Source organism: Pseudomonas sp. ASL8 (genome assembly GCF_056680355.1).
In genome coordinates this window covers 536,542-562,403 of record NZ_CM155278.1, presented here as the reverse complement: position 1 = coordinate 562,403, position 25,862 = coordinate 536,542, and the positions used below count along the sequence as shown (strand labels likewise).

Sequence of the window (25,862 nt, the reverse complement as noted above, 5' to 3'; positions counted from 1 at the left end):
TAAGGACATGACTATGCGCAAGATGATCCTGCAATGTGGCGTCCTGGCTTTAGGCCTGCTGGCGACCAACGTAATGGCTGCGGTGTCGGCGGACGAAGCCGCGAAACTGGGCAAAAGCCTGACACCGTTAGGGGCGGAAATGGCCGGGAATGCCGACGGTTCGATCCCTGCTTACACCGGCGGTCTCCCGGTGAATGCGGGGGCGGTGGACAGCAAGGGCTTCCTGGCGGATCCGTTCGGCAACGAGAAGCCGCTGTTTATCATCACCGCCAGCAACATGGCGCAGTACAAAGACAAACTGTCCGATGGGCAGCAGGCGATGTTCCAGCGCTATCCCACAACCTACCGGATTCCGGTTTATCCGACTCATCGCACCGTCGCCATGCCGCAAAAGGTCTACGACGCGGCGAAGAAAAGCGCGACTACGGTCACCACCATCAATGACGGCAACGGCCTGTCCAATTTTGCCGAAAGCCGCTACTACGCGTTCCCGATCCCGAAAACCGCGAATGAAGTGTTGTGGAACCACATCACCCGTTACCACGGCGGCAATCTGCACCGCACCATCACCCAGGTAACCCCTCAAGTTAACGGCTCGTTCGACTCGGTCACGTTCGAAGAGGACGCCGGTGCCCCCGAGGACATACCGGACCTGAAGCCAGAAGAAGGCGCGAATATCCTGACCTTCTTCAAGCAGGAAGTGACGAAGCCTGCGCGCCTGGCCGGTAACGTGTTGCTGGTGCACGAAACCCTCGATCAAGTGAAAGAGCCGCGTCTGGCCTGGATCTACAACGCGGGTCAGCGGCGTGTCCGGCGTGCGCCGCAAGTGGCGTATGACGGTCCGGGTACTGCGGCGGATGGCCTGCGCACATCGGACAACTTCGACATGTTCTCGGGTGCCCCGGATCGCTACGACTGGAAGTTGATCGGCAAAAAAGAAATGTACATCCCGTACAACAGCTACAAACTTGACTCGCCGAGCCTCAAGTACAGCGACGTGATCAAGGCTGGGCACATCAATCAGGACCTGGCCCGTTATGAGCTGCACCGGGTGTGGGAATTGGTCGGCACGCTCAAAGCCGGTGAGCGGCATATTTACGCCAAGCGCCACATGTACATCGACGAGGATACCTGGCAAATCGCGCTGGTCGACCATTACGACGGTCGCGGCCAGCTCTGGCGGGTGGCCGAAGGTCATGCGCAGTTCTACTACGACCACCAGGTGCCGGCTTATACCCTTGAGGCCCTGTACGATTTGAACGCCGGCCGCTACATCGCACTGGGCATGAAGAATGAGGAGAAGCGCAGCTTCCAGTTCGGCCTGAAGCTCCACGTGTCTGACTTCACCCCCAACGCCCTGCGTAACGCCGGCATCCGCTAACCGGTTGCAACCCACGTCTCAATCCGCTTGAAAAGCCATTCACGGTTGCTGTGAGTGGCTTTTTTTATGGGGAATGATAAGCGCGCCAAATACTCCTACAGCAAGGCGTGACGAACGGCTTAGTGTGAGCGCAGGCAAGAATAACAAGGGACCATCCCATGACTGCCTTTACCGTTCATGTGGGGCGTGCGGACCACTGGCCGCGATTGTCTCCTCAACACCTGACACGCAGTCGATTGACCGCGCCTTTGCTGGGCTCGAGCGCACGGGTCAAGCTGCTGTGCGCGCCAGCGGGCAGTGGTAAAAGTGCATTGCTCGGCGAGTGTCTCCGTCAGGCGCCTCAGGGCTGTCTTGTCGGCTGGCTGCCGCTGGCTGGAGAAGCGCAAACGCCGGCCGACTTCTGTGCGTTGCTGGCCTCTGTGTTGGGCCTCGACCAGGCTGACGAGACCGGCGTGCTGAGTCAGTTGGCCCAACGGCAAACACCGTGCTGGATTGTGCTCGACGACTATTGTCGTGTCCCCGCAGCCGCACTGGATCATTGCCTTGATCGCTTGCTGGCTGTCAGCAGTCCAGCGGTGACCTGGTGGATTAGCGGGCGCAGACGGCCGCAGTGTAATTGGCCCCGTCTGCTGCTCAGCGGCGAATTACTCGAGCGCTACGGCCCGGCGCTGGCGTTCAATCTGACAGAAATCGAACAGCTGCTGGCTCATGAGCCTGCCGTCTGGCCGTCCGGAGCCGCCGCTGCGATCTTTGCCCAAAGTGCCGGTTGGTGCGTTGGCGTACGCGTTGCGTTGCTCAGCCCGGGCGACTGGTGCGTTTCCGAAGACTTCAGTGCTCTGCACCTCAACCGGCAACACCGTTCGACAACCTTGATCGATTACCTTGAGCACGAACTGTTCGCCGGGCTCGCCCCCGAATTGGCCGAGGCCTGGCGCGTGCTGGCGCATTTGCCGCGCTTCAATCCAGGTCTGTGCGAGCACCTGTTCGGGGCTGGCGAGGGTGGGCAATGGCTCAAAGCATTGCAGGACATGGGCAGCTTTATCGAGCCTTGCGAACACGACACCGATTGGTTGCAGATATTTCCGCCGCTGGCCCAATGCCTGCACGACGAAGCGTGGCCCGCGAGACGCTCCTGGCATCGTCGTGCCTGCCAATGGTTCAGCGTAGAAAGGGATTGGCAATCCGCGATCGAACACGCCTTGCAGGCAGAGCAGTACGAAATCGCTGTCAGCCTGCTGCAAAACTTTGACTTCTCCTACCTGTTGCAAGGGCAGAATGTGGCGTTGTTGCTGGACCTGCACGAACGCTTCGCCGACTTGATGCTGGGCACGCCGCACCTGATCAGCCTGACCAGTTCGGCGTTGGTGTACGCCGGCCGTTTTGACCAGGCCTGCGCGTGCCTGGAGCATCTGGCTCGTTTTTCGCCGCAACCCTCTGCGACTCAACAGCGTGAATTGATCGCCCTGTGGCAGGCACAGCAAGGTTGGCTTCAGCACCTGTGGGGCAAAGCGGAATTGGCTGTCGGGCATCTGCAGGACGCCTGTCGGGATCTGTCGCAAAGCATGTGGCAAGTTCGCGTGATGTGCCTGTCCGGGCTGACGCAACAGGCGCTGCTCAATGGCCAGTTCGATCAAGCGCTGGCGCATAATCGCACCGCGCTGTGCCTGGCCCGGGGCGAGGGTTCACTGCTGTTGGAAGCCTTGCTCGAACTTGATCATGCGCAACTGCTGGAACAGCGCGGGGCATTGCAGCGCAGTGAGAGCACGCTGGAGAAAATGCACGATTTGCTGTTAGCCCGGCACGCTCCCGCAGGCCCGTTGCTGGGCCGGATTGCTCTGCGTCGGGGTCGTCTGGCCCTGCGCCAAGGTCAGGATCAGCAAGCGAAGCTGCATTACCGGAGCGGTCTTGAGCAATGTTTGCGCAGCAAAGACAAACTGGCATTGTTCGGGTTTTTGGGGTTGGCGACGCTGGACGCCAATCAGGGCGACTATGCACGGGCATTCGTCTGGCTGCGCGATGCCGAGCGCGTGATGCAACAAAACCATATCCCGGAATATTTTTGGCGAGGTGTGCTGCTGCAAGTCAGCAGTCACTTTTGGTTGCAACAAGGTCGTGCGGGCCTGGTACAAGAGGCTCTGGCCAGGGTTCTGCGTCACCTCCAACGACATCCGGCAAAACATGCGCCGCCCGCCACGCTGGAATTGATCCCGAGCATCGAATACCTACTGGTGTTGGCCGAAGTCTATCTGCATCAGGCCGAACAGCCGTTGCAGCGTTTACACATTCTGCAGCAGAAGGCCCATCAAGACGGCATGCACAGCCTTGAGACCGAGCTTTATCTGGCCATGGCAGAGGTGGCGTTTTTGCAAGCCGATGCGCAGGCCGCGCATGCCAGTCTGGCTGAGGGCCTGACACTGATCGGTCGCTTCAATCTGCAACAACCGTTACGCGAACTGAGGTTGCGTCAGCCGACACTGTTGCGCGAGTTGGGGGTGGAAGATGACCTGATCGCGGCCGCCGATAATCCCCTCAGCCAGCGTGAACTCGAAGTGCTCAAGCTGATCGCCCATGGCAGCTCCAATCTGCAAATCGCCGAGCAGCTATTCATTTCTCTGCACACGGTGAAAACCCATGCCCGGCGCATCCATAGCAAACTGGGGGTCGAGCGCCGCACACAGGCGGTGGCGAAGGCCAAGGCGTTGGGGTTGATGGCCTGAGTTGGGCGTCTAGTGAAGCGCGCTGGTGGGCGGCAAATGGCTCAACCGTTCAGTCAGACGCAGGCGCTGAATCGGATCGTCGCTGAGTAACAACGCATGTTCGAGGTCGAAGCGTTCAGCCTGTGGGCATTCGAGTGACTGGTACAGGCTGGCACGGGCGAGGTGATCGCTGGTGGTGGCCTGGCCCAGTTCCACCACCCGGTCAGCGTCCTTGAGCGACGCCAGGAAATCATCGTTTAGTTGATGCAGGTGCCGCAGGTTGCGAGACAAGCGTTGCACCATCGCCATGGCGGTGGCGCGAACCATGTGCTCGGACTGGAGTTGCATGTCCGGGCCGAATTGGCGGGTCAGCAGTTCGCGGCAATCTTTAGGGTAAAGCCTGCGTCCTCCGCAGGGATCGAGGAGGTGGTCGGCACCCGGCACCCGCAGCAGGAAATGCCCCGGAAAGTTGACACCCTCCAGCGGGATTTCCAGACGCCTGGCCAGCTCCAGGGCAATGATCGCCAGTCCCAAGGGTTGTCCACGGCGGCGCTGCAAAATGTTGTGCAGCAACGCCGACTGGGGTTTTGGATGACTCCAGTCGTCCTGCTGAAACCCCATCGTGCTCAACTGGCGCAGCAAGGGTTGCGCCAATTCGCCCGCCGGTAACATCGGCAGGGCAGCACTGACCTGGCGCTTCAGATCCTCGATATTTTGAAGCGCTTGTTGCGGTAAAAACTCCGGGTCGTGTTCGGCCGAAACCCACAAAGCCGCTTCAAAGACTGAAGGCGGCGTGCGTTGCAGGCAGGCAATGCAAGCTTGACGTGGGGTCATCGACCTCTCCGGTGGATCAGACGTGTGGAGCCATACGGCGAACTATTCATCTGACCTCACATGCCCTGTTTTAGCCCCAGCAATCGATTTCGTCCAGTGCCGTCGCAGCCGCTGAGTCAGGGGCACGAGTGTTATGCCCTGAAGCCGGTCCGCATGGGTTTACTTATGCTTGAGCGATCAGTCGCTTTTTTTTTCAGCGCCTATACTCGCAGTAGAAAAAAGAACCGGGAGCAATACCGATGTTCGCTCTCATGCAAAGCTCAAACGTTGAAACGTTACACTTCATCGTGGATCCCGAAACCGGACTCAAAGCGGTGATCGCGATTCACAACAGCAAAAAAGGTCCGGCCCTCGGCGGGTGCCGTTACCTTGCCTATGTGGATGAGGAAAGCGCCATCGAGGACGCCATTCGTCTGGCGCAAAACATGAGTTACAAAGCGGTGCTGGCCGGATTGCCTTTTGGCGGCGGCAAAGCGGTGATCATGCGTCCTGCGCATGTTCTTAATCGCGCCGCGCTGTTCGAATCCTTCGGTCGCTTTATCGAAACCCTGGACGGTCGGTACATCACCGCTGTCGACAGCGGCACCTCCAGCGCCGACATGGATTGCATCGCCCAGCGCACCCAACATGTCACCAGCACCACCGAAGCGGGCGACCCTTCGCCGCACACAGCCATGGGCGTATTCGCCGGTATTCGCACCACGGCGCTGGCGCGACTGGGCAGCGACAATCTTGAGGGCTTGCGGGTGGCGATTCAGGGGCTCGGGCATGTCGGTTATGCCTTGGCCGAACAGCTGCATGCGGCAGGCGCTGAACTGCTGGTCAGCGATCTGGACAGCGGCAAGGTGCAATTGGCCATGGAACAACTGGGCGCACATCCAATTGCTTGCGAAGCGTTACTCAGCACGCCGTGCGACATTCTTGCGCCCTGCGGGCTGGGTGCCATCCTCAATAGTCATAGCGTCGCTCAACTGCGTTGCGCTGCCGTGGCGGGCGCGGCCAACAATCAGCTGAGCAGCTTGCAGGTTGCCGATCATCTGGAAAACCGGGGCATTCTTTATGCGCCGGATTACGTGATCAACTCCGGCGGCCTGATCTATGTCGCCCTGCAGCATCAGGGGGAAGCGCTGGGCACCATCACCGCGCATCTGTCGCGAATCGGACTACGATTAACTGAGGTTTTTGCCCACGCCCAAGCGGAGAAGCGCTCCCCCGCGCGCGTCGCCGATATGTTGGCAGAACGCCTGCTGAACGTCGGCTAGCACCTACCCGGTGTCACCCGACAAGACCTTGCCGTCACACGCGGCGAGACGGGTCACCACGCGTACCGTCGCGTGTTGGGAGGGTGCCGTGTCCTATAACAAGATCGATGTTGCATACACCCGTTATCTCACCCCCGAGGGTGGCCTGGTCGACGAACTTCCGCGCTGGGCGGATGACTTCAATCTTCTTACCCGGCTCTATCGGCAAATGGTGTTGACCCGCCTGTTCGACCAGAAAGTCGTCGCGCTGCAACGCACCGGGCGCATTGGCACGTACGCGCCGACCCTCGGCCAAGAAGCCATCGGGGTCGCCATTGGCAGCCTGATGCAACCTGAAGATGTATTGGTTCCCTACTACCGCGACACGGCCGTGCAACTGTTGCGCGGCGTGCGTATGGAAGAAATTCTTCTGTATTGGGGGGGCGACGAACGCGGCAGCAACTATGCCGAACCGGCCGTAGCCCAGGATTTCCCGTTGAGCATCCCGATTGCAACCCAGGCCTTGCATGCCTGCGGTGTCGCCACTGCGTTCAAGATTCGTGGCGAGCATAGGGTGGTGGTGACTACCTGCGGCGACGGTGCAACCAGCAAGGGTGATTTCCTCGAGGCGCTCAACGTCGCTGGCACCTGGCAACTGCCCGTGGTGTTCGTGATCAATAACAACCAGTGGGCGATTTCTGTGCCCCGACGCATCCAGTGCGGTGCGCCGACGCTGGCGCAAAAAGCCATCGGCGCCGGTTTTCAGGGGGAGCAGGTCGACGGCAACGACATGCTGGCGGTCTACGACAGGGTGCAGATCGCCCTGGCGCGCGCCCGCAAAGGCAAAGGTCCGGTGTTGCTGGAGTGCCTGAGTTATCGCCTCGGCGACCACACCACTGCGGATGACGCCACTCGTTACCGTTCGGCTGAAGAGGTCAAGCACGCGTGGCTGGAAGAGCCGGTCAAACGCCTGCAATCGTTCATGGTGAGCCAGGGTGTCTGGGATGAGGGGCGCGAGCGGGCGCTGATCAGTGAATGCCAGGCGTTGGTGCAGAAGGCAGTGGATGCCTTCGACAGCGCCGGCACTCAAGCGCCAGAGTCGGTGATCGATCACGTCTACGCCAAATGGCCGGAGGCCTTGGCTGAGCAGCGCGAATGGTTCCTTGAACGGGCGACGCGTCGTGCCGGGAGTGGCGCTCATGACGAATGAAAAAGTCACGCTGCTGGGGGCGGTCAATCTGGCGCTGCATCGGGCCATGGCTGAAGACGAAAATGTGGTGATCCTGGGTGAGGACGTTGGCGTTAACGGCGGAGTGTTCCGCGCCACTCAAGGTTTACGCGACAGCTTCGGTTTCAAGCGGGTGATCGATTCGCCGCTGGCTGAAACCATGCTGGGTGGCCTGGTGATCGGCATGGCGGCGCAGGGGTTGAAACCGGTGGTGGAAATCCAGTTCATGGGCTTCATCTATGCCGCCATGGAGCAGTTGGTGTCCCACGCCGCCCGCTTGCGCAATCGTACACGGGGTCGCTTGAGTTGCCCCATGGTGATGCGCACCCCGATGGGCGCGGGGATTCGCGCACCCGAGCATCACAGCGAAAGCACCGAAGCACTGTTCGCGCATATTCCCGGCTTGCGCGTGGTCATCCCTTCTTCGCCAGCACGGGCCTATGGTTTGCTGCTGGCGGCCATCGATGACCCTGATCCGGTTATCTTTCTCGAGCCGACGCGTCTTTACCGGATGAACCCGCAACCGTTGGTGGACGATGGCAAACGACTGCCGCTGGACACCTGCTTCACCCTGCGTGAAGGCGGCGACATCACCCTGATCAGTTGGGGCGCCAGTGTGCTCGAGACCCTGCAAGCCGCCAGCGCGCTGGCGGAGCGAGGCGTGTCGGCCGAAGTGATCGATGTCGCCTGCGTCAAGCCACTGGACCTCGACACTCTGGAGGCTTCGGTGCGTAAAACCGGGCGCTGTGTGATCGTCCACGAAGCGCCGCGTTCGTGCGGCGTGGGCGCGGAAATCGCGGCCAGTCTCTATGAACGGGTATTCCTGGATTTGCAGGCGCCGATCCAGCGGGTCACCGCGCCAGACATCCCGCCGCCGCTGTATCGGCTGGAGCATCTGTACATCCCCGGCGTTGCGGACATCCTTCACGCGTGTGACAACGCCTTGAATTTCGCCTGAGGAGGCCAGCCATGAAGTATTTCAAACTGCCGGACCTGGGCGAAGGTTTGCAGGAAGCCGAGATTGTCCGATGGCACGTCGCGGCGGGTGAAACGGTCAAGACCGATCAGTTGCTCGTGTCGGTGGAAACCGCCAAAGCTATTGTCGATATTCCTGCGCCGTACGATGGCGTAGTGGCGAAAACCTATGGCGGTGAGGGTGACATCCTGCACGTGGGTGAGCCGCTGATGGCTTATGAAGGGGAGGGCGATGCCGGCACAGTGGTTGGGCGTCTTGAAGGCGGCGGCAACAGTCAGGACGATCAGTTTTTTATTGGCGCGGCGCCGTCGACTCGCGAACACATGGCCACCCGCGCTACGCCTGCGGTGCGCCAGTTGGCCCGACAGCTTGGCGTTGAACTCAGTGCCTTGAGTGGCTCTGGCCGCGATGGCCTGATCACCCGCACCGATGTCGAAGGCGCGGCGCACTTGGAACGCGATAAATTTGGCGGAGAAAAACTGCACGGTGTGCGTCGCAGCATGGCGCTGAACATGGCCCGCTCCCATGCCGAAGTGGTGCCGGTGACGATTTTTGCTGACGCCGATTTACACCGCTGGGGGCACGCCCGCGACCCCTTGATTCGTTTGGGCCAAGCCCTGGTGGCTGCGTGCAAGGTAGAGCCGGTGCTCAACAGTGGGTTCGAGGGTAAGTCCTTATCGATCAAGCAGCATGAAACGCTCGATCTGGGGATTGCCATTGATACGCCCGATGGCTTGTTCGTGCCGGTGTTGCGCGATGTCGGCAACCGTACTGCAGCGGACTTGAAAGAGGGCATGGACCGACTGCGGGCTGACGTCAAAGCGCGTTCGATTCCGCCTAAAGAAATGATGGGCGCGACCCTGACCCTGTCCAATTTCGGCACCTTGTTCGGTCGTTACGCCAACCCGGTGGTCATTCCGCCACAAGTGGCGATCCTCGGTGCCGGCGGCATTCGTGACGAGCCCGTTGCCGTGAACGGCAGCGTGGTGGTGCATCCAATATTGCCGCTGTCATTGACCTTCGACCATCGTGCCGTGACCGGCGGGGAGGCGGCGAGATTTTTCAAAGCGCTGGTGATGGCGCTGGAAATGCCTGAGTGATACGTATCAGGCCGGTACTTATATCGAACGAATTTACTCCCACACGTGATCGCGTTGTGGGAGCGAACTCATCCGAACACCGCATCAAGTCATTCTTCCAGCGGCGTACTGAGCAGTTCGGACAGTGCGTCCGGCTGGCTCTTGAAGGCCTTGGCGAAAACATCACGATTTTTCGCCATGTAAATCCCGGCTTCTTCCACTTGTGACTCCGTCAACGACGGCACTGCTCTTTGCAATACTTCGGCGAGCAACTCGGCCAGCTCAAGCATTTTGTCATGACGATCAGCTTCGGCTTTATCCATGAACAAACGCTCCAGATCTCGGCTGCTGCGGTATACCACTTCGACGGCCATTCACCACCTCACATGCCTTTACGATAATGTGTCTTTAGCGACTACTGTATTTTTATACAGCTAAAAGCATAAGCGAACCGATCCGATTTGGATAGTGGCATTTTTGCAGCCCTGTGCATCGGATGAGGGTTGAGATGTGTCTTGCGACAACGCACCACGCTCTCAACCATAGACTTTGGCCCCGATTCTGCTTGGAAAGCTGCTACAAAATGCAGCACAACGGAAAACAGTCACGTGGGTACCGCATCATCCGATCGAGTTGCCCATAGCGGGTGTCGGGATCTGTCTCAAGAGCAGCCCACCGATGATTTATACGGACAGGGTTAGTCGTTTTTTAAAATTGAAAGGTCAGGGGTAAGAATCATGGAAACCAAATGGGCGGAAAAGCTCCGCGAAAACCTGCATTCCCGAGCGGAGTCATTCGGCAATCTCTGCGTCGAAGGCTTCCATTTCATGGCGCTGTTCGCGATTGGCGGGATCACTGCCTGGGCTTCTGTGGTTGCTTTTCTGGGGATGGTCGAGAAGGGAAATGTCACGGTTGATGACATCTTGTTGCTGTTCATTTACCTGGAATTAGGGGCGATGACAGGGATTTATTTCAAGACCAATCACATGCCCGTGCGCTTTTTGATCTACGTCGCGATCACGGCACTCACCCGGTTGTTGATTTCGGATGTGTCGCACCATGCGCCACCGGATCTGGGAGTGGTCTATCTCTCGGGCGCCATCCTCTTGCTCGCCTTTTCGATTCTGGTCGTGCGATACGCTTCGTCGAAGTACCCATCAGCGAAAATCCCTGACCCGCACAGCACTGTAAAAGGTGCCGTAATTGAAGAGAAAGGGGAGGTTTGACCGGTAGGTTGGCTTGCACGGGGCTGGGTTTAGTTTGAACGCGGCCCCGATGTGTTCGCGTCTAGACGCTGATCCTCAGATGGGGTTGATTGCTCAGCCAGTCTTTGCGCGGCACGTGCAGTTGATTGAGGTTATCGCCGTCGGTCATGGCGGTGAGAATCTTCATGGCGCTGTGGCCTTGCTCGATGGCGATGCCGAATTGCACGCTTTCAATCAGGCGGCGCATACGTTTGGGTTCGTTGCGCTGTGCGGCACTGATGAGGCGTTTGGCGACGACACCCGTTTCATTGGACAAGGTCAGCATGATGCTGCCTTCAAGGCTCTGGATGCTCAGGTTGACCCGGTATTGGGGCTGGAAGGCATCGGTGATGAGTTGAAAAGGGTTGTCCATGGCCTGTTACCTAGTCAAGAAGTCTCCCTAAGTTGACCTGCGGTGGGCGGATTAAGTTCGCGAAGCCTGATCAATCCGACGTCCTGACGAAGAAGGGCGGGCCTGTTTTCACAGGCCCGCCCTTCTTTAAGTGATTGCTTCAACCGCTATGTCATTGAAATCAATCGTGCTGCCGGATTAGCCGAGCAGCGCCTCATCCTTTTCGAGTTCTTTTTCCAAAAACTCTTCCTGAAGCAGGGCGTCCGGGTTTTCTGCACCCTCTTCCAGACCGCCTTCTGCTACTGGCGCGCCTGCACGTTTGTCACGCATTTTACCGAACAAATGCTCAAGGGCATGCTCGAGTTTTTCCGCCGCGCCTTCCACAGCCCTGTCCAGCGTATCGGCTTTGTGGGTGACTGAAATCGGTTGGTGTCCTTTTGGACGAGCTTCCATCTGGCAGCGTTTGTCATGCGGGCCTGGCTTGTCGCCATTTTCGTCGCGGAGATGGACTTCGACGCGAGTCAGGTCTTCTTCGTAGCGTTCGAGCGTGCTCTCAACGGTGGTACGTACCCACTCCTCCAGTCGGATGCTGTTTTCGATGTGGTTATCGCAATTGACCTGGATTTGCATAGATTTTCCCTTACTTAGGCTTGCTCGTATGAGAACTGACGGTTTCGCTCGGGGAGTTCAAACCATTCGCCTCTCACCCTCAGTGTTGGCGCCGATTAGGAAACAATTCAAGCCCTTTGTGCATAGAAATATTTTGACGTGGAAAAAGCCAGGGATGGTGGGCCGGGATTCGACCGTCTTCGACGGGCTTTGGCGGGGCGCCCGCGCTGATTTTTGTAGGCGCTGCCGAAGGGTCAATATTCCTCTGCGAAGGCGTCGATCAATTACCGGGCAAACGCCAACCGGTATTCCCCCGGCGTCGCGCCCATTGCCTGGCGGAACCGATTGTTGAAGTGACTCGCGCTGGCAAAACCGCACGCCATGGCGATATCGCCGAACGCTTGGTTGCCGGTACGCAGCAGGTGCCGGGCGTGGGCCAGGCGGCGGGCGAGCAGGTATTGATGGGGCGGCAGGCCGAAGCTTTCGCGGAACATGCGGGCGAAGTGGTATTCGGACAGCGCGCATTGCCCCGCCAGTAGCCCAAGGCTGAGAGGGGCAGCCAAGTGGTTCTCGATGTAGTCCACCAACTGCCGCCGCAGGTGCGGAGCCAGGCCGCCCTTGAGGCGTAGACCTTCACGCTGGCCAACCTGACTGAGCAGGGCATGGCTGAGCATGTCGTGGGCCAGGCTGCTGGTCAGCAGACGCTCGCCGGGTTCGCTCCAGTTGAGCTGGATCAACTGGCGAAAACGCTGCACTTGTTCGGGGTCGTCGATGAAGGTGCTTTCGCGCAGTTGCAGCTCGCGGGGCTCACGGTCCAACAGGGTGACGCAGCCCAGCGCGAATTGCTCGGGGCTGATGTACAGGTGTGCAAGACGGATCTCGCCATTGATCACCCACGCGGATTCATGTCCGGCGGGCAACACACACAACTTGCCCGGTCCGCCCTTGTCGTTGGGCCGGTCGCGGCGAAACGTCCCGGTGCCGCCAGCTATGTAGCAGGACAACGTGTGGTGGCTCGGCGCCTGATACTCCTGCGCATCGTGCCGGTTGTTCCAGAGGGCCGCGACCATGCCGTCACCCAGGCCCGCACTTTGTTCCAGACGAGCGTTGGGCGAGCTGTTCAGGGCTTGAAAGACTTGGATGGTTTCCAGTGGTGGCATAACTGTTTCTCTCCGATTCGCATCCTACTCTGTAGCGTCCACGCTGCCAGCCTCTACTCGATTAAATGCGCAAGATTGTGCAAGTCGGCGCTCAAGCAAAACGCCAGACTGAGGCTTCATTCAGGAGCCCGACGATGAACATTTCGCTTTATCTACTCACCGTTTTGATCTGGGGTACGACCTGGATTGCTCTGAAATTGCAGCTTGGTGTCGTGGCAATTCCGGTGTCGATTGTCTATCGCTTCGGCTTCGCGGCCTTGGTGTTGTTCGTGATGCTGCTGTTGAGCGGGCGTCTGCAAAAGGTCAATCGGCGCGGGCAACTCATTTGCCTTGCGCAGGGCCTGTGCCTGTTTTGCGTCAACTTCATGTGCTTCTACACGGCCAGTCAGTGGATCCCCAGCGGCTTGATCGCCGTGGTGTTTTCCACCTCGACGCTGTGGAACGCACTGAATGCCCGGATTTTTTTCCGCCAGAAAGTCGCGCGCAATGTGCTGGCCGGGGGGGCGTTGGGGCTGATCGGTCTGGCGTGTCTGTTCTGGCCTGAACTGGCCGGGCGTACGGCCAGCCACGAAACCTTGCTCGGTCTGGGCCTGGCCCTGCTCGGCACGCTGTGCTTCTCTGCCGGGAATCTGTTGTCCAGCCTGCAACAAAAAGCTGGCCTGCGCCCCCTGACCACCAATGCCTGGGGGATGCTCTACGGTGCGGCGATGCTCAGTGTGTATTGTCTACTCAGCGGTACGCCCTTCAGCTTCGAATGGAACACGCGCTACGTCGGCTCCCTGGTGTATCTGGTGATTGCCGGCTCGGTCATCGGCTTTACCGCTTACCTGACCCTGGTCGGACGCATGGGGCCGGAACGCGCTGCGTATTGCACGGTGCTGTTCCCGGTGGTCGCGCTGAACATCTCGGCGTTCGTCGAGGGCTATCAATGGACACTGCCCGCGCTGGCGGGGCTGGTGTTGGTGATGCTGGGGAATGTGCTGGTGTTTCGTAAGCCAAAGCAGCCTGCCGTTAACCCTGCCCAGAGCGGTAACGGCAAGCTGGTTTAAAGAATCAGCCCTTCCACACCTGTGGATTGACCAGATCCTGCGGTCGCTCACCCAACAACGCGCTGCGCAAGTTGGCATAGGCGCGATTGGCCATGGCCTGGCGTGTCTCGTGCGTAGCGGAACCGATGTGCGGCAGGGTGACCGCGTTGCTCAATTGGAACAGCGGTGATTCGGCCAGCGGTTCTTTTTCGTACACATCCAGACCTGCGCCACGAATAGTGCCTTGCTGCAGGGCTTCGATCAGCGCGGGTTCGTCGACCACTGGGCCGCGAGAGATGTTGATCAGGATCGCACTGGATTTCATCAGCGCCAGTTCGCGGGTGCTGATCAGGTGCTTGGTCTTTTCGCTCAACGGCACGACGAGGCAGACGAAGTCGGATTCAGCCAGCAGTTGATCGAGGCTGCGGTATTGCGCGGCCATTTCCTGTTCCAGCGAGGTCTTGCGGCTGTTGCCGCTGTACAGGATCGGCATGTTGAAACCGAAATGGCCACGACGGGCGATGGCCGCGCCGATGTTGCCCATGCCGACGATCCCCAAGGTCTTGCCATGCACGTCGGTGCCGAAATGCGAGGCTTCGACCGTGCGTTTCCACTGACCAGCCTTGGTCCAGGCGTCCAGTTCGGCAACGCGTCGGGCGCTGCTCATGAGCAGGGCGAAGGCCAGGTCGGCGGTGCTTTCGGTCAATACATCCGGGGTATTGGTGAGCATGATGCCGCGCTCGTTGAAATAGCCCAGCTCGTAATTGTCGTAGCCCACTGAAATGCTCGACACCACTTCCAGTTTGGCGGCACTGTGCAATTGCTCGCGGCCCAGCGTACGGCCCGCGCCGATCAGGCCGTGGGCGTGCGGCAGCGCGTCATTGAACTGCGCGTTCATATCGCCAAGCTTGGGGTTGGGTACGATCACGTTGAAATCTTGCTGCAGGCGCTCGGCCATTTCAGGGGACACGCGGCTGAAGGCAAGTACGGTCTTTTTCATCAGGCAGATACTCTCGGACGTTCGAATGGTCAGTGCGTAGCACGCTAACATTCTTGCCCGTCCCTGGGCATCTGGTTCTTTCGAGAGGATTCTTCTGGCCGGGCGGAACAGGTCAGACGATGTTCATCAAATCGTGGGTTTTCAAGTCGGCTTCATGGGCGGCCAGAATCTCTGGCAGTGAGCCGCGCAGGTATTCGACCCACGTCCTGATCTTCGCATCCAGGTATTGGCGAGACGGGTAGATGGCGTACAGGTTCAGTTCCTGCGAGCGGTAGTTGGGCAGGACCCGTACCAGCGTGCCGTTGCGCAATCCTTCGATGGCGGAGTAAATCGGCAGAATCCCCACACCCATGCCACTGCAGATCGCGGTTTTCATGGCGTCGGCCGAATTGACCAGGAAGGGCGAGGTGACAATGGTGACCATCTCCTGACCTTCAGGACCATCAAACAACCACTTTTCCAGCGGAATCACCGGGCTGACCAGGCGCAAACAGGCATGGTTGAGCAGGTCTTGGGGCTTTTGCGCAGCACCGAAGGCTTTGACGTAGGCCGGGGAGGCGCAAACGATGCTGTAGGTGATCCCCAGGCGTTGGGAAACGAAACCCGAATCCGGCAGCTCGCTGGCCAGGACGATGGAAACGTCGTAACCCTCGTTGAGCAGGTCGGGCGCGCGGTTGGCCATGGTCAGGTCGAAGGTCACGTCCGGGTGATGCTTGCGATAACGGGCGATGGCATCGATGACGTAATGCTGGCCGACGCCGGTCATCGAATGGACTTTCAGCTGTCCGGCCGGGCGAGCGTGAGCATCACTGGCTTCAGCTTCCGCTTCTTCGACGTACCCGAGGATTTGTTCACAGCGCAACAGGTAGCGTTTGCCTGCTTCGGTGAGGGCAATCCGTCGAGTGGTGCGATTGAGCAGTCGGGTTTGCAGGTGCGCTTCAAGATTCGAGACTGCACGCGATACGTTGGCGGTGGTGGTATCGAGCTGTACTGCTGCTGCAGTAAAGCTTCCCGCTTGCGCCACGCAACTGAAAGCGCGCATGTTTTGCAGGGTATCCATTGGCAGTTCTCTGATGAGATTGGCAAAGTGTGACATGAAGTAACAGTTGCGTGTGAGTCAGACCAATGGATTATCGCGCGTTCGGTAACAAAGAATCACACTTCCCTCGGCTTATCGCCGCCTTGACTGCCGCCTAGAATCGTTGTCTTCACGCTATTTCACCTAAGTCGGGAATTTGCAGCTGTGCCGCGTCGCATGATCAGAGGGCTTAAGCTCCTCAGTGTTTTGTCTTTATCCCTGGCAATAGGCGGCTGCATCGGGACTGGGGGGATTGCCCCTCAAGACCATTCATTGCCGGCCAACACCCTGGCCACGGACGAAGCGATCCAAAGTGCTGCCAAAGATGCTCATTGGCCCGCTGCCCAGTGGTGGCGCGCCTACAGTGATGAGCAGCTTGACCGCTGGATCGAGCTTGCCGCCCAAGGCAGTCCGAGCCTTGCGATGGCCGCCGCCCGCGTACGTCAGGCCAAGGCCATGGCCGGTATCGCCGAGTCCGCCGAGTCGTTGCATGTCAATGGCGACTCTACCCTCAAACGCCATAACTGGCCTACCGATCAGTTCTACGGTCCGGGCGCGTTGGCCAACACTAGCACGTGGGACAACAATGCCTCGCTGGGCCTGAGTTACTCCCTCGACCTGTGGGGCCGGGAAAGTAATACCACCGAACAGGCGCTTGACCTGGCGCACATGAGTGCCGCCGAATCACGCCTGGCGCAACTCGAACTGCAGAACAACATCGTCCGTGCCTATATTCAGCTGTCGTTGAATTACGCACAGCGCGACATCGTTGAAGCGACGCTGGCCCAACAGCAGCAGATCCTCGATCTGGCGCAACGACGCCTGAACGGCGGGATCGGCACTCATTTCGAAGTCAGCCAGGCGGAAACACCGCTGCCGGAAACCCATCGGCAAATCGATGCGCTGGACGAGGCTATCGACCTGAGTCGCAATCAGCTCGCGGCGCTGGCAGGCAAGGGCCCGGGGGAGGGCGCGAAGTTACAGCGGCCAACCCTGTCATTGCAGACTGCGTTGAAACTGCCGTCGGCGTTGCCGGCTGAACTGCTCGGGCAGCGCCCGGACGTGGTCGCCAGCCGCTGGAGGGTTGCGGCCCAGGCGCGTGGCATCGATGTCGCGCATGCCGGCTTTTACCCCAACGTCGATCTGGTCGGCAGCCTCGGCTTCATGGCGACTGGCGGCGGCATGCTGTCGTTTCTCTCAGGCAATAAATTCAACTACAGCGTAGGCCCGGCGATTACGTTGCCGATCTTCGACGGCGGGCGTTTGCGTGCAGAGCTGGGTGAAGCGTCGGCCGGGTATGATGTGGCCGTGGCGCAGTACAACCAGACGCTGATCAATGCGCTCAAAGATATCTCCGACCAATTAATCCGCCGTGCCTCGATGGACAAGCAACAAGTGTTCACCGCTGAGTCGGTGGCGTCGGCGCAGAAGACGTATGACATCGCGTTGGTTGCCTATAAGCGCGGTCTGACCGATTATCTGAACGTGCTTAACGCCCAGACCTTATTGTTTCACCAGCAGGAAATTCAGCAGCAGGTCCAGGCTGCACGCCTGACCGCTCACGCCGCGTTGGTGGTTGCGCTGGGTGGTGGCCTGTCGGCAGGTGCCGATGCGCCCGACGAGAAAAAAACCGCGCCCAGCAAACCCCCCGCGGCCCTTGAAGCGTTGGATCACATGATGAGTCGACCATGACCCCTCTGTATGCACCCGTGCGTTGGTTGGGCTCGTTGGAATGGCGTCGCGGTTTTTTTGAGTGGGCGCGCAGCGATGGCGTGACCTGGGTCTATATCTTCAAGGTGCTGTTCGCCGCGTTCTTGACCTTGTGGCTGGCCATGCGTCTGGAGTTGCCACAACCCCGCACCGCGATGATCACTGTGTTCATTGTGATGCAGCGGCAGAACGGGCAAGTCCTGGCTAAAAGTTTTTACCGCTTTCTGGGGACGTTGACCGGTTCGGCGGTGATGGTCGCCCTGATCGCCTTGTTCGCTCAGGACACTGAGTTGTTTCTAGTCAGCCTGGCGATCTGGGTGGGCATTTGTTCGGCCGGTGCCGCGCGTAACCGAAACTTCCGGGCCTACGGGTTTGTTCTGGCCGGTTATACCGCTGCCATGGTCGGCCTGCCTGCCCTGGCACACCCGGATGGGGCGTTCATGGCGGCCATGTGGCGGGTACTTGAAATCTCCCTGGGCATCCTGTGCTCGACACTGGTCAGTGTCGCGATCTTGCCGCAAACAGCCAGCGCTGCGATGCGCAACGCACTGTACCTGCGCTTTGGCGTGTTCGCCGGGTTCGTGGCCCATGGTTTGCGGGTGGGTAATGAATCGGGCGCGTTCGAGGCCGGTAATGTGCGTTTCATCGCCGAAGCGATCGGCCTGGAAGGCTTGCGCAGTGTCACCGTGTTCGAAGACCCGCACATGCGCCGACGCAATGGCCGTCTCAATCGCCTGAACAGTGAGTTCATGGCCATCACCACGCGCTTCAATGCCTTGCACCAACTGCTTGAACGCTTGCGCAGTCGAGAAGCTGCTCAGGTGATCAGCGCCATCGAGCCAGGGTTGATGGCACTCGCCGATTTGCTTGAGGCTTTCTCCGGGCGTCCCTTGACCGATGCCGACGCGGCGCGATTGGCCGAGCGATTGGCGGCGTTTAAAGAGGGACTGCCGGAGCGGGTGCGGAGTTTGCGTGCGGCGCTGATCGAGACTCAACCTGCCGAGGCGGACCTGCTGGATTTCCACACGGCCTATGAGCTGCTGTATCGCTTTGTCGATGACATGCACGGTTACGCCCAGACCCATGCCTCGCTGGCCGATCACAACCATGTCCGTGAACAGTGGGATGAACCGTTTACCTCTCAGACGAACTGGATGGCCGCCCTCGCCGCCGGTGTTCGAGCTTCGTTCGTCCTTCTGGTGCTGGGCAGCTATTGGGTCGCCACGGCATGGCCGAGTGGCTCTATCATGACCTTGGTCGCCGCCGCCACCATCGGCCTTTCGGCCTCGTCGGCGAACCCCAAGCGCATGGCCTTTCAGATGGCGTGTGGTACGTTCCTGGGCGCCATATTAGGCTTCATCGAGATGTTTTTCGTGTACCCGTTCATCGATGGATTCCCCTTGCTGTGCCTGGTGCTTGCCCCGGTGTTGGTGCTCGGCTCGTTCCTCTCCTCGCGTCCCCAATTGGCGGGCTATGGCTTGGGATTGTTGATTTTTTTCAGCACCGGCTCGGTGCCTGACAACCTGACGATCTACAACCCTTACGGGTTCATCAACGACTACATCGGCATGGTGCTCGGCATGTTGGTCTGCGCAGCGGCGGGTGCAATTATTTTGCCGCCCAACAGCCGTTGGATGTGGAGCAGGCTTGAACAGGACTTGCGTCAGCAGGTGTTGTACGCCATCAGCGCGCCGTTGCGCGGTTTAGGGTCGAGCTTCGAAAGCCGTACCCGTGACCTGCTGCATCAAGCTTACGGCCTGGCGGCGGGGCAACCGGAGGTTCAACGCAATCTGTTACGCTGGATGTTCGTGGTGCTTGAGGTCGGTCACGCCATCATCGAACTGCGTCGTGAACAGTCAATCATGCCGGTGCACCCGTGCTATGCCGAATCACAGTCCTGGCGTCTGGCAATCCGGGTGATGGGACGCTCGCTCATCCGCTTGTTTCTGCAGCCCAACCACAGCAACCTGGAGCGTGCCCTGATCGCCGTCGACCATGCGATCAGTCGAGTGCAGGCCACCGATGAACCCTTTGCCCGCCACTTCGACACGTCGGTCTTGCGGCGCGTCCAGAGTTACTTGCACTTTATCCGCACTTCGCTGCTTGATCCGCAATCTCCCCTGGCCGCGTATGCCCCGTTACGCAAGCCACAAGGACTGATCCATGCCTCGTGAAATCGCCTTCCACGGCGTCTATATGCCGACCATGACCTTGATGTTCCTGATCGCGGCGGTCATTGCCTGGACCTTGGGTCGGCTCTTGTCCGACCTCGATCTGTATCGGTTTTTCTGGCATCCGGCGCTGCTGCGTCTGTGCGTGTTTACCTGCATCTTTGGCGCTATGGCGCTCACTGTTTACCGTTGATGCACTTTTTTTGAGAAACCCTGGATGAAAAAGCTCTTCAGTCTGATTGCTACCTTGTTGGTTCTGGCCCTGGCTCTGTGGATCGGTCGCACCCTGTGGATTAATTATATGGACACGCCCTGGACCCGCGATGGTCGGGTGCGCGCCGATGTGATCAACGTCGCTGCCGATGTCTCCGGGGTGGTGGTGGATGTACCGGTGCGCGACAACCAACTGGTGAAGAAGGGCGATGTGCTGATGCAGATCGACCCAGAGCATTACGAGATTGCCGTCAAACAGGCGCAGGCGTTGGTGGCTTCACGCAAGGCAACGTGGGAGATGCGCAAGCTGAATGCCAAGCGTCGCGCGGACATGGACAGCCTGGTGATCTCCAGCGAAAGCCGTGACGATGCGAGCAATATCGCCAGCTCGACGCTTGCCGACTATGAGCTTGCTCAGGCGCAACTGGACGCCGCCGAGCTCAACCTCAAACGCACCAAGGTGCTGTCTGCGGTAGATGGCTACGTCACCAACCTCAACGTGCACCGTGGCGACTATGCGCGGATCGGCGAAGCAAAAATGGCCGTGGTCGACAAGAACTCGTTCTGGGTGTACGGCTACTTTGAAGAGAACAAACTGCCGCATGTTCGTGTCGGTGATCCGGCCGACATGCAGTTGATGAGCGGCGAAGTGCTGAAGGGCCACGTCGAAAGCATCGCCCGAGGCATCTATGACCGGGACAACCCGCAAAGCCGCGAACTGACCGCCGACGTCAACCCGACCTTCAATTGGGTGCGCCTGGCCCAGCGTGTGCCCGTGCGCATCCACCTGGATCAGGTGCCAGAAGGTGTGGTGTTGGCGGCAGGGATTACCTGCACCGTGATCGTGAATCCAGAGGACCATTGATCATCAGCGATGATGGATACAGTGCCTACAACGTGCCACGCAATCCAAAGCGCTTTTTCAACGCGTAGTCCAACACGCCTTTAGGCAGCAGCCACGCCATCAGCGGCATGGCCCTGCTGCCATTACCCAGCCGCAGCAAGCGCGGCGGGTTGTCTTGCGACACGGCCTTGAGCAGGTCGCGGGCGAAGTCGGCGGCGGGGGTCGGGTTGCCTTGTGACGCGTTGGCCCGGGCGCGAATAGCGTCGCGCAGTGGCCACCAGGGCGAGGACTCACCGATCAACTGTTCGGCTTCGCGGCTGGCGTTATTGGCGAAGCTGGAGGCGATGGCGCCGGGCTGCACTTCCATCAGTTTGATGCCGAACGGCGCCAGCTCCAGACGCAGGGCATCGCTCAGCGCATGCACGGCGGCTTTAGACGCGCAATAAGCGCCCGCAAACGGCGTGACCAGCACCCCCGAAACACTGCCGATATTCACCACCAGCCCTTTGCTGCGGCGCAATAACGGAAACAGCGCACGCGTGACGCCGACCACCGCGAATACATTGGTGTCGAACTGTCTGCGCATGGCCTCCACGCCACCATCGAGCAACGGCCCCATGGCGCCGTAACCGGCATTATTGATCAGCACATCAAGGCCGCCTTGTTGCTCGAGCTGTCCAGCCAATCGCTCAAGCGCCGCGCTATCGTTGACGTCCAGTTCCACAGCGGTAAACCCGGCAGCCTGCAACGCAGCGACATCTTCGGTTTTGCGGGCAGTGGCCCATACTTGGTAGCCAGCGGCTTTGAAGGCCTCCGCCAGTGCGCGGCCAATGCCGCTGGAACAACCGGTGATAAGGGCGATGGGCATGTATTTTCCTTAAAGGACCTAGTCCGAGAAACTGCCTTGTAAGTGCTCGGCACGAAACTCCACGGTCTGCGCACGGTAACCCGGACGCAGCGGCGGCAGGGGTAAGCAGTCTTGCCAATCGCCATCGGCCTGCAATTCGCCAGGACCGCGATAGCGAGGTGCCGCGTAGACGTTATCGGCCAGGTTGACCGTGTCCCCCGGCATATAAGCCGCAACACGCCACTGCAGGGAGAGCAGTGGCACGTCATTGCCATTGTGTAACAGGATCTGTAGCGGACGGTCAGGCGGGCATTGTTGCGGCAAATAAGTCAATCGCAACTCCAGATGCTCCAACCGTCGCGTTTCACGGCTGTCCTGCCACACCACCCACGCAGCCACGCTCCCCAAACCCAACACCGCCGCCAATGACACCGGCAGCGCTTTGGCGGGGTAACGCAATAGCAGAATCAACCAGGTGAGGATGAGCGCAATGCCGATCAGCATGGAGGGATACCTTGGTCACACAGATGTGGGCATCGTAGCGTTAGCTTCAGGTTTTGTATTGCGGCACTGACGCCTTCGCGAATGAATGCGCTCCCGCACGACCAAAAATATCAATAACTGAGGGTGATGTGACTGACATGAAAAAGCCCCCGTAAACCCTCTGCGGATGGGAAATACGCAGAGGGTTTACGGAGGCTGGAACGTTACGGCTTAAGCCGTATCAGCGTGCGATGGTCTTGGTCTTTATGCCCATTTCCACCACGTTGTTGGAACGCCCGTAGACGTCTTCGAAACGCTCAATGTCGTCTTCGCCCAGGTAGCTGCCGGACTGGACTTCAATGATTTCCAACGGGATCTTGCCCGGGTTTCTCAAACGATGGACCGAGGCAATCGGGATGTAAGTGGATTGGTTTTCGGTCAGCAGGAACACGTTTTCATCGCAGGTCACTTCGGCGGTGCCGGAGACGACGATCCAGTGTTCGGCACGGTGGTGGTGCATCTGCAGGGACAGGCAAGCGCCCGGTTTAACCGAGATGTGCTTGACCTGGAACCGGCCACCCATGTCCACCGAATCGTAGGAACCCCAAGGTCGGTAAACCTCACAGTGGTTCTGGGTTTCGCTGCGGCCCTGTTCGTTGAGGGTGTTGACCATCTGCTTGACGCCCTGAACCTTGTCCTTGTGGGCAATCATCATCGCGTCTTTGGTTTCGACCACGACGATATTGTCCAGGCCAATGACCGAGACCAGTTTGCCGTTGCCATGGATCATGCAGTTGCGGCTGTCCTGGATCACCACATCGCCTTTGGCAACGTTGCCGTGAGCGTCTTTTTCCTGCACGTCCCACAGCGATGACCAGCAGCCGACATCATTCCAGCCAGCGGTGAGCGGAACCACGCAGGCGCGCTGGGTTTTTTCCATCACGGCGTAGTCGATGGAATTATCCGGGCAGCAGGCGAAGGTGGCGGCATCGATGTCGATGTTGTCGCCGTCGTGAATGCTGCGTTCGAGGGCCAGCATGCAGGTGTCGTAGATGTCCGCGTCGTGCTTTTTCAGCTCTTCGAGGTAACGGCTTGCACGGAACAGGAACATGCCGCTGTTCCAGAAATAACCGCCCGCCTTGACGAACTCGGAGGCGCGCTTTTCGTCAGGTTTTTCGACGAAGTGCGAAACGCGGCTCACACCTTCTGGCAGCAACACATCGTGGGTCGACTTGATGTAGCCATAACCGGTTTCAGGTTTGGTTGCCGGTACGCCGAACAGCACCATTTCGCCGCGCTCAGCCGCAACGGTGGCCAGGGCGAGGGCGCGTTGCAGGGCTTTTTGATCGTCGATGACGTGGTCGGCCGGGAGCACCAACATCAGTTCATCACGGCCATCGCTGAGCAGCATCATCGCGGTGATCGCGACGGCCGGTGCGGTGTTGCGGCCGAAGGGCTCGAGCAAGATGGCCTGGGTCGCCAGCTTCAAGGTGTCCAGTTGCTCTGTAACGATGAAGCGGTGGTCCTTGTTGCAGACCACGATAGGGTCCTGCATGCCGTCGAACTGCAGGCGCTCGAGGGTTTGCTGGAACAGGGTGTGCTCGCCGGTCAAAGCCAGGAACTGTTTAGGGAACTGTTTGCGCGAAAGCGGCCAGAGTCTTGAACCGCTACCACCTGACAAGATTACTGGAATCATTTTATTTCTCCAAAAGTCTTCAAAAAGGCTGTACGTCGTTTTCTGTCGTTTCAGTCTTGTTTTTGTTCCGTGACAACCGGTCCTCTCTTGGCTACGGAGCCCAGGACCGGCTGTCTCAATGGGTTAGCGCGTGGCGACTGGGGGTTTGACCCAGACCGGCGACAAGTTGCTGCCGCTGCCGGTGATATACAGAACGGCGGCTTCACCACGTTCCAGGGCAATCGGTTTCAGATCGCTGACTTTCTTGTCGCCGTCGAACAGCGCCAGGCTGACTTTCACCGGGTTGATTTCACGGTCACCACGGCCTTTGGCGGCGACGGCCGGGATGACATCAGTCTTGCCATCGGCGGTTTTCAGGGTCAGCGCTTTATCGGTAAGGTTCTGCACGCGAACCAGGGATTTCTGTTTGTTCTTGAACGGCGGCTCTTCCACCAGTTGTGGGGTGCCGCTGGTGTTGCTGACCAGGGTGTAATAGTGATCACTGGCCAGTTTCACCGGCACGGTCTGGCTGCCAACCTTGGCGCTGTAGTCGCCCTGGGGCATGAAGCTGAAGGCGCTGCTGGCCAACGGTGCGATTTCGTTGAGGCTGGTGTTGCCGACGCTGGCGCTGATTTCCGCGTTGCTGGCGTTGTAGACCCGGACGAAGGTCGAGCCTTTAGGGGCCGTCGGGCCGTAGAGCGCAGCGTCGCCACCGGCGAAGGCTTGCACGGAGAACAAGCCGAGGCCTGCAACCAGTGCGCAGGTTTTCAACAGGCTTTTTTTGGCAAAACGATTTGGAGTGGTCTGTAAGGTCATGAGATGTTCCTCTCAGTTTTGCGCCCGGTTGGGCGACTCGGATTTGTTGGCGTTAAGCGCCAGATTTTGTTGCGGGTCACGCGCTTGTTTAAGTTCTGCGATCCACTGGGGATCGAACTCGCCAAGGTCGTTGTGGGCAGGCAGATAACGTTCCGGGAACTCCCAGATCAGCACTTGTGGCGGGCTGTTCTTGAAAGCATCGGTTTGCAGGTATTTGAGCATCGGCAGAATCGGGCCATGGCCGTCTTCGGCGTAATTGACCACGTCGCTGTGCAGCGCTTGTTTCAAGGCGCCCAGGAAGTTCCAGTTCGGGTTGGCGCTGTAGCTGGTGCCGACCAGTCCCACCGCGACTTCGCTGTCCGCGAACAGGGCATCGCCGCCGTTAGCCTCGGCCTGAGCCGGATTAGTGCTGCGTTGTTGCAACTGATCCGGTTTAGGCAACAGGTTGCTGAACAGCGGGTCCAGTGGCAGGAAGCTGGTCAGGTCACCCTTGTACGGCGCGGTCTCTTTGGCTTCGGTGACGAACTTTTCAGGCTCGCCGCTCAATGGCGTTTCCTTGCTGATGACAGTGCCTAGCTGTTGAGCGACGACTTCGGCACCCATCGGCGTCCAGTGCGTGTCGGTCCGCAGGAACACGGCGCCGTTCTGTTTTGCGCTCTGCAGCGGCGTCAGCAGGTCAGGGGCAATAATGCCGGCCTTCGCCACCTGGGCATGGAACTGCTGATACAAATCGGCGTGCAGCGTGGCCGGGGTGTTGTCGCCGATGTGCTCAGGGTACAGCCGGGTTTTTGCCGGCACGATGGCCAATACCAACTGCGTGCCCTGTTTTTTCAGGGTGTCGCGTACCCCTTGAATTAGCGCGAGGTTGTCGGCTTCGTTCTGCTCGCCATTGACCACAGGGTTGAATTCTTCATCGCTGTACAGCCACTGATCGCGGCCCAGCACGACGCCAGGACGGCCTTCGTTGAACAGCTTGAAGTCCAGCGCGGCCCAGAGGTTGGTGCCCAGGCGTTTGATCGGGAACTCATCGTCGTAATGAGTCTCCGCCGCTTTGGTCCAGCGCCCGTTGAGCACGGTGGTCTCGGCGGAGGTCGAGAAGCTGCCGAAACTGCGCAGCGACCAGACACCCAACGCGAGCAGGATGGCAAGGAACAGGACGATGTAGAGGATGCGTAATGATCGGGTCATGTCAGGCTC

General features: G+C 59.3%; 24 protein-coding genes. 12 read left to right on the top strand and 12 right to left on the bottom strand.

The genetic code is table 11. The features are described from left to right. The first annotated feature begins 13 nt into the window (after positions 1 to 13). Both AC1MEA_RS02600 and AC1MEA_RS02595 read left to right on the top strand, forming a co-directional pair. Positions 14 to 1,381, top strand: a complete 1,368-nt coding sequence (locus AC1MEA_RS02600; RefSeq protein ID WP_480916588.1) for a DUF1329 domain-containing protein — start codon at positions 14 to 16, stop codon at positions 1,379 to 1,381. A 158-nt stretch (positions 1,382 to 1,539) separates the two neighbouring features. Then, on the top strand, positions 1,540 to 4,098 hold the full coding sequence (locus AC1MEA_RS02595; protein WP_480916586.1) for a LuxR C-terminal-related transcriptional regulator: 2,559 nt from the start codon (positions 1,540 to 1,542) through the stop codon (positions 4,096 to 4,098). 9 nt (positions 4,099 to 4,107) lie between these two features. On the opposite strand, the gene AC1MEA_RS02590 is transcribed toward AC1MEA_RS02595, so the two are convergent. Next, positions 4,108 to 4,911: a SirB1 family protein gene (locus tag AC1MEA_RS02590; protein ID WP_480916585.1), complete on the bottom strand. Its 804-nt coding sequence runs from the start codon at positions 4,909 to 4,911 to the stop codon at positions 4,108 to 4,110. A gap of 239 nt (positions 4,912 to 5,150) precedes the next feature. Between AC1MEA_RS02590 and AC1MEA_RS02585 the strand changes: the two genes are divergently transcribed. From AC1MEA_RS02585 to AC1MEA_RS02570, 4 genes are all read left to right on the top strand, one after another. Beyond that, entirely contained in the window at positions 5,151 to 6,173 is a 1,023-nt protein-coding gene (locus tag AC1MEA_RS02585; protein ID WP_480916584.1) for a Leu/Phe/Val dehydrogenase, read from the top strand. 88 nt (positions 6,174 to 6,261) lie between these two features. Continuing rightward, positions 6,262 to 7,362, top strand: coding sequence for a pyruvate dehydrogenase (acetyl-transferring) E1 component subunit alpha (pdhA, locus tag AC1MEA_RS02580; protein ID WP_480916582.1), 1,101 nt, complete (start codon positions 6,262 to 6,264; stop codon positions 7,360 to 7,362). Continuing rightward, on the top strand, positions 7,352 to 8,338 hold the full coding sequence (locus AC1MEA_RS02575; protein WP_449633081.1) for an alpha-ketoacid dehydrogenase subunit beta: 987 nt from the start codon (positions 7,352 to 7,354) through the stop codon (positions 8,336 to 8,338). The genes pdhA and AC1MEA_RS02575 overlap by 11 nt, the downstream gene beginning before the upstream one ends. Before the next feature lie 11 nt (positions 8,339 to 8,349). After that, positions 8,350 to 9,456, top strand: coding sequence for a dihydrolipoamide acetyltransferase family protein (locus AC1MEA_RS02570; RefSeq protein ID WP_480916580.1), 1,107 nt, complete (start codon positions 8,350 to 8,352; stop codon positions 9,454 to 9,456). 89 nt (positions 9,457 to 9,545) lie between these two features. Here the strand turns inward: AC1MEA_RS02570 and AC1MEA_RS02565 are convergent, their stop codons facing one another. Then, the gene (locus tag AC1MEA_RS02565) at positions 9,546 to 9,809 is read right to left on the bottom strand and encodes a YebG family protein (RefSeq protein WP_480916578.1); all 264 of its coding nucleotides are present in this window, start codon (positions 9,807 to 9,809) and stop codon (positions 9,546 to 9,548) included. Positions 9,810 to 10,172: 363 nt separating this feature from the next. On the opposite strand from AC1MEA_RS02565, the gene AC1MEA_RS02560 reads away from it, so the two are divergent. Next, positions 10,173 to 10,661 carry a phosphate-starvation-inducible protein PsiE gene (locus AC1MEA_RS02560; protein ID WP_219060888.1) on the top strand — a complete coding sequence of 163 codons (489 nt, stop codon included), beginning with the start codon at positions 10,173 to 10,175 and terminating at the stop codon, positions 10,659 to 10,661. Positions 10,662 to 10,722: 61 nt separating this feature from the next. On the opposite strand, the gene AC1MEA_RS02555 is transcribed toward AC1MEA_RS02560, so the two are convergent. The 3 genes from AC1MEA_RS02555 to AC1MEA_RS02545 form a co-directional block, all read right to left on the bottom strand. Further along, on the bottom strand, positions 10,723 to 11,052 hold the full coding sequence (locus tag AC1MEA_RS02555) for a DUF3509 domain-containing protein (protein ID WP_219060889.1): 330 nt from the start codon (positions 11,050 to 11,052) through the stop codon (positions 10,723 to 10,725). Between the two features lie 177 nt (positions 11,053 to 11,229). Further along, positions 11,230 to 11,661 carry an HPF/RaiA family ribosome-associated protein gene (locus AC1MEA_RS02550; RefSeq protein ID WP_219060890.1) on the bottom strand — a complete coding sequence of 144 codons (432 nt, stop codon included), beginning with the start codon at positions 11,659 to 11,661 and terminating at the stop codon, positions 11,230 to 11,232. Positions 11,662 to 11,924: 263 nt separating this feature from the next. After that, a complete protein-coding gene (locus tag AC1MEA_RS02545; protein WP_480916575.1) occupies positions 11,925 to 12,800 on the bottom strand; it encodes a helix-turn-helix domain-containing protein in 876 nt (291 codons plus the stop codon). A 134-nt stretch (positions 12,801 to 12,934) separates the two neighbouring features. On the opposite strand from AC1MEA_RS02545, the gene AC1MEA_RS02540 reads away from it, so the two are divergent. Then, entirely contained in the window at positions 12,935 to 13,849 is a 915-nt protein-coding gene (locus AC1MEA_RS02540; RefSeq protein WP_480916574.1) for a DMT family transporter, read from the top strand. A gap of 4 nt (positions 13,850 to 13,853) precedes the next feature. Here AC1MEA_RS02540 and AC1MEA_RS02535 read toward each other — a convergent pair whose 3' ends face one another. Next, a complete protein-coding gene (locus AC1MEA_RS02535) occupies positions 13,854 to 14,828 on the bottom strand; it encodes a 2-hydroxyacid dehydrogenase (protein WP_480916572.1) in 975 nt (324 codons plus the stop codon). 112 nt (positions 14,829 to 14,940) lie between these two features. Beyond that, positions 14,941 to 15,888, bottom strand: coding sequence for a LysR family transcriptional regulator (locus AC1MEA_RS02530; protein WP_219060895.1), 948 nt, complete (start codon positions 15,886 to 15,888; stop codon positions 14,941 to 14,943). Between the two features lie 183 nt (positions 15,889 to 16,071). Here AC1MEA_RS02530 and AC1MEA_RS02525 point away from each other — a divergent pair, with 183 nt between their 5' ends. The 4 genes from AC1MEA_RS02525 to AC1MEA_RS02510 are packed head-to-tail and all read left to right on the top strand — an operon-like array spanning position 16,072 to position 20,865. Next, positions 16,072 to 17,598, top strand: a complete 1,527-nt coding sequence (locus AC1MEA_RS02525; RefSeq protein ID WP_219060896.1) for an efflux transporter outer membrane subunit — start codon at positions 16,072 to 16,074, stop codon at positions 17,596 to 17,598. Further along, positions 17,595 to 19,790, top strand: coding sequence for an FUSC family protein (locus AC1MEA_RS02520; protein WP_480916570.1), 2,196 nt, complete (start codon positions 17,595 to 17,597; stop codon positions 19,788 to 19,790). Before AC1MEA_RS02525 ends, AC1MEA_RS02520 begins: the two co-directional genes overlap by 4 nt. Beyond that, positions 19,780 to 19,980: a DUF1656 domain-containing protein gene (locus tag AC1MEA_RS02515; RefSeq protein WP_480916569.1), complete on the top strand. Its 201-nt coding sequence runs from the start codon at positions 19,780 to 19,782 to the stop codon at positions 19,978 to 19,980. Before AC1MEA_RS02520 ends, AC1MEA_RS02515 begins: the two co-directional genes overlap by 11 nt. 24 nt (positions 19,981 to 20,004) lie before the next feature. Next, on the top strand, positions 20,005 to 20,865 hold the full coding sequence (locus tag AC1MEA_RS02510) for an efflux RND transporter periplasmic adaptor subunit (RefSeq protein WP_219060899.1): 861 nt from the start codon (positions 20,005 to 20,007) through the stop codon (positions 20,863 to 20,865). A 25-nt stretch (positions 20,866 to 20,890) separates the two neighbouring features. Here AC1MEA_RS02510 and AC1MEA_RS02505 read toward each other — a convergent pair whose 3' ends face one another. From AC1MEA_RS02505 to AC1MEA_RS02485, 5 genes are all read right to left on the bottom strand, one after another. Further along, positions 20,891 to 21,712 (bottom strand): SDR family oxidoreductase, encoded by an 822-nt coding sequence (locus AC1MEA_RS02505; protein WP_449633073.1) that lies wholly within the window; start codon positions 21,710 to 21,712, stop codon positions 20,891 to 20,893. 18 nt (positions 21,713 to 21,730) lie between these two features. Further along, a complete protein-coding gene (locus AC1MEA_RS02500) occupies positions 21,731 to 22,195 on the bottom strand; it encodes a multidrug transporter (protein WP_449633072.1) in 465 nt (154 codons plus the stop codon). A gap of 220 nt (positions 22,196 to 22,415) precedes the next feature. After that, positions 22,416 to 23,870, bottom strand: coding sequence for a mannose-1-phosphate guanylyltransferase/mannose-6-phosphate isomerase (locus AC1MEA_RS02495; RefSeq protein ID WP_449633071.1), 1,455 nt, complete (start codon positions 23,868 to 23,870; stop codon positions 22,416 to 22,418). Positions 23,871 to 23,993: 123 nt separating this feature from the next. Continuing rightward, a complete protein-coding gene (locus AC1MEA_RS02490; RefSeq protein ID WP_219060903.1) occupies positions 23,994 to 24,665 on the bottom strand; it encodes an alginate O-acetyltransferase AlgF in 672 nt (223 codons plus the stop codon). A 12-nt stretch (positions 24,666 to 24,677) separates the two neighbouring features. Beyond that, positions 24,678 to 25,853: an alginate O-acetyltransferase gene (locus AC1MEA_RS02485; RefSeq protein WP_480916567.1), complete on the bottom strand. Its 1,176-nt coding sequence runs from the start codon at positions 25,851 to 25,853 to the stop codon at positions 24,678 to 24,680. Positions 25,854 to 25,862: the final 9 nt, after the last annotated feature.

What these genes read in the sequence shown, in the direction of transcription:
- AC1MEA_RS02600 (WP_480916588.1), top strand. Translation starts at nt 14, where the DNA reads ATGCGCAAGATGATCCTGCAATGTGGCGTCCTGGCTTTAGGCCTGCTG.
- AC1MEA_RS02595 (WP_480916586.1), top strand. Translation starts at nt 1,540, where the DNA reads ATGACTGCCTTTACCGTTCATGTGGGGCGTGCGGACCACTGGCCGCGA.
- AC1MEA_RS02590 (WP_480916585.1), bottom strand. Translation starts at nt 4,911, where the DNA reads ATGACCCCACGTCAAGCTTGCATTGCCTGCCTGCAACGCACGCCGCCT.
- AC1MEA_RS02585 (WP_480916584.1), top strand. Translation starts at nt 5,151, where the DNA reads ATGTTCGCTCTCATGCAAAGCTCAAACGTTGAAACGTTACACTTCATC.
- AC1MEA_RS02575 (WP_449633081.1), top strand. Translation starts at nt 7,352, where the DNA reads ATGACGAATGAAAAAGTCACGCTGCTGGGGGCGGTCAATCTGGCGCTG.
- AC1MEA_RS02570 (WP_480916580.1), top strand. Translation starts at nt 8,350, where the DNA reads ATGAAGTATTTCAAACTGCCGGACCTGGGCGAAGGTTTGCAGGAAGCC.
- AC1MEA_RS02565 (WP_480916578.1), bottom strand. Translation starts at nt 9,809, where the DNA reads ATGGCCGTCGAAGTGGTATACCGCAGCAGCCGAGATCTGGAGCGTTTG.
- AC1MEA_RS02560 (WP_219060888.1), top strand. Translation starts at nt 10,173, where the DNA reads ATGGAAACCAAATGGGCGGAAAAGCTCCGCGAAAACCTGCATTCCCGA.
- AC1MEA_RS02555 (WP_219060889.1), bottom strand. Translation starts at nt 11,052, where the DNA reads ATGGACAACCCTTTTCAACTCATCACCGATGCCTTCCAGCCCCAATAC.
- AC1MEA_RS02550 (WP_219060890.1), bottom strand. Translation starts at nt 11,661, where the DNA reads ATGCAAATCCAGGTCAATTGCGATAACCACATCGAAAACAGCATCCGA.
- AC1MEA_RS02545 (WP_480916575.1), bottom strand. Translation starts at nt 12,800, where the DNA reads ATGCCACCACTGGAAACCATCCAAGTCTTTCAAGCCCTGAACAGCTCG.
- AC1MEA_RS02540 (WP_480916574.1), top strand. Translation starts at nt 12,935, where the DNA reads ATGAACATTTCGCTTTATCTACTCACCGTTTTGATCTGGGGTACGACC.
- AC1MEA_RS02535 (WP_480916572.1), bottom strand. Translation starts at nt 14,828, where the DNA reads ATGAAAAAGACCGTACTTGCCTTCAGCCGCGTGTCCCCTGAAATGGCC.
- AC1MEA_RS02530 (WP_219060895.1), bottom strand. Translation starts at nt 15,888, where the DNA reads ATGGATACCCTGCAAAACATGCGCGCTTTCAGTTGCGTGGCGCAAGCG.
- AC1MEA_RS02520 (WP_480916570.1), top strand. Translation starts at nt 17,595, where the DNA reads ATGACCCCTCTGTATGCACCCGTGCGTTGGTTGGGCTCGTTGGAATGG.
- AC1MEA_RS02515 (WP_480916569.1), top strand. Translation starts at nt 19,780, where the DNA reads ATGCCTCGTGAAATCGCCTTCCACGGCGTCTATATGCCGACCATGACC.
- AC1MEA_RS02510 (WP_219060899.1), top strand. Translation starts at nt 20,005, where the DNA reads ATGAAAAAGCTCTTCAGTCTGATTGCTACCTTGTTGGTTCTGGCCCTG.
- AC1MEA_RS02505 (WP_449633073.1), bottom strand. Translation starts at nt 21,712, where the DNA reads ATGCCCATCGCCCTTATCACCGGTTGTTCCAGCGGCATTGGCCGCGCA.
- AC1MEA_RS02500 (WP_449633072.1), bottom strand. Translation starts at nt 22,195, where the DNA reads ATGCTGATCGGCATTGCGCTCATCCTCACCTGGTTGATTCTGCTATTG.
- AC1MEA_RS02495 (WP_449633071.1), bottom strand. Translation starts at nt 23,870, where the DNA reads ATGATTCCAGTAATCTTGTCAGGTGGTAGCGGTTCAAGACTCTGGCCG.
- AC1MEA_RS02490 (WP_219060903.1), bottom strand. Translation starts at nt 24,665, where the DNA reads ATGACCTTACAGACCACTCCAAATCGTTTTGCCAAAAAAAGCCTGTTG.
- AC1MEA_RS02485 (WP_480916567.1), bottom strand. Translation starts at nt 25,853, where the DNA reads ATGACCCGATCATTACGCATCCTCTACATCGTCCTGTTCCTTGCCATC.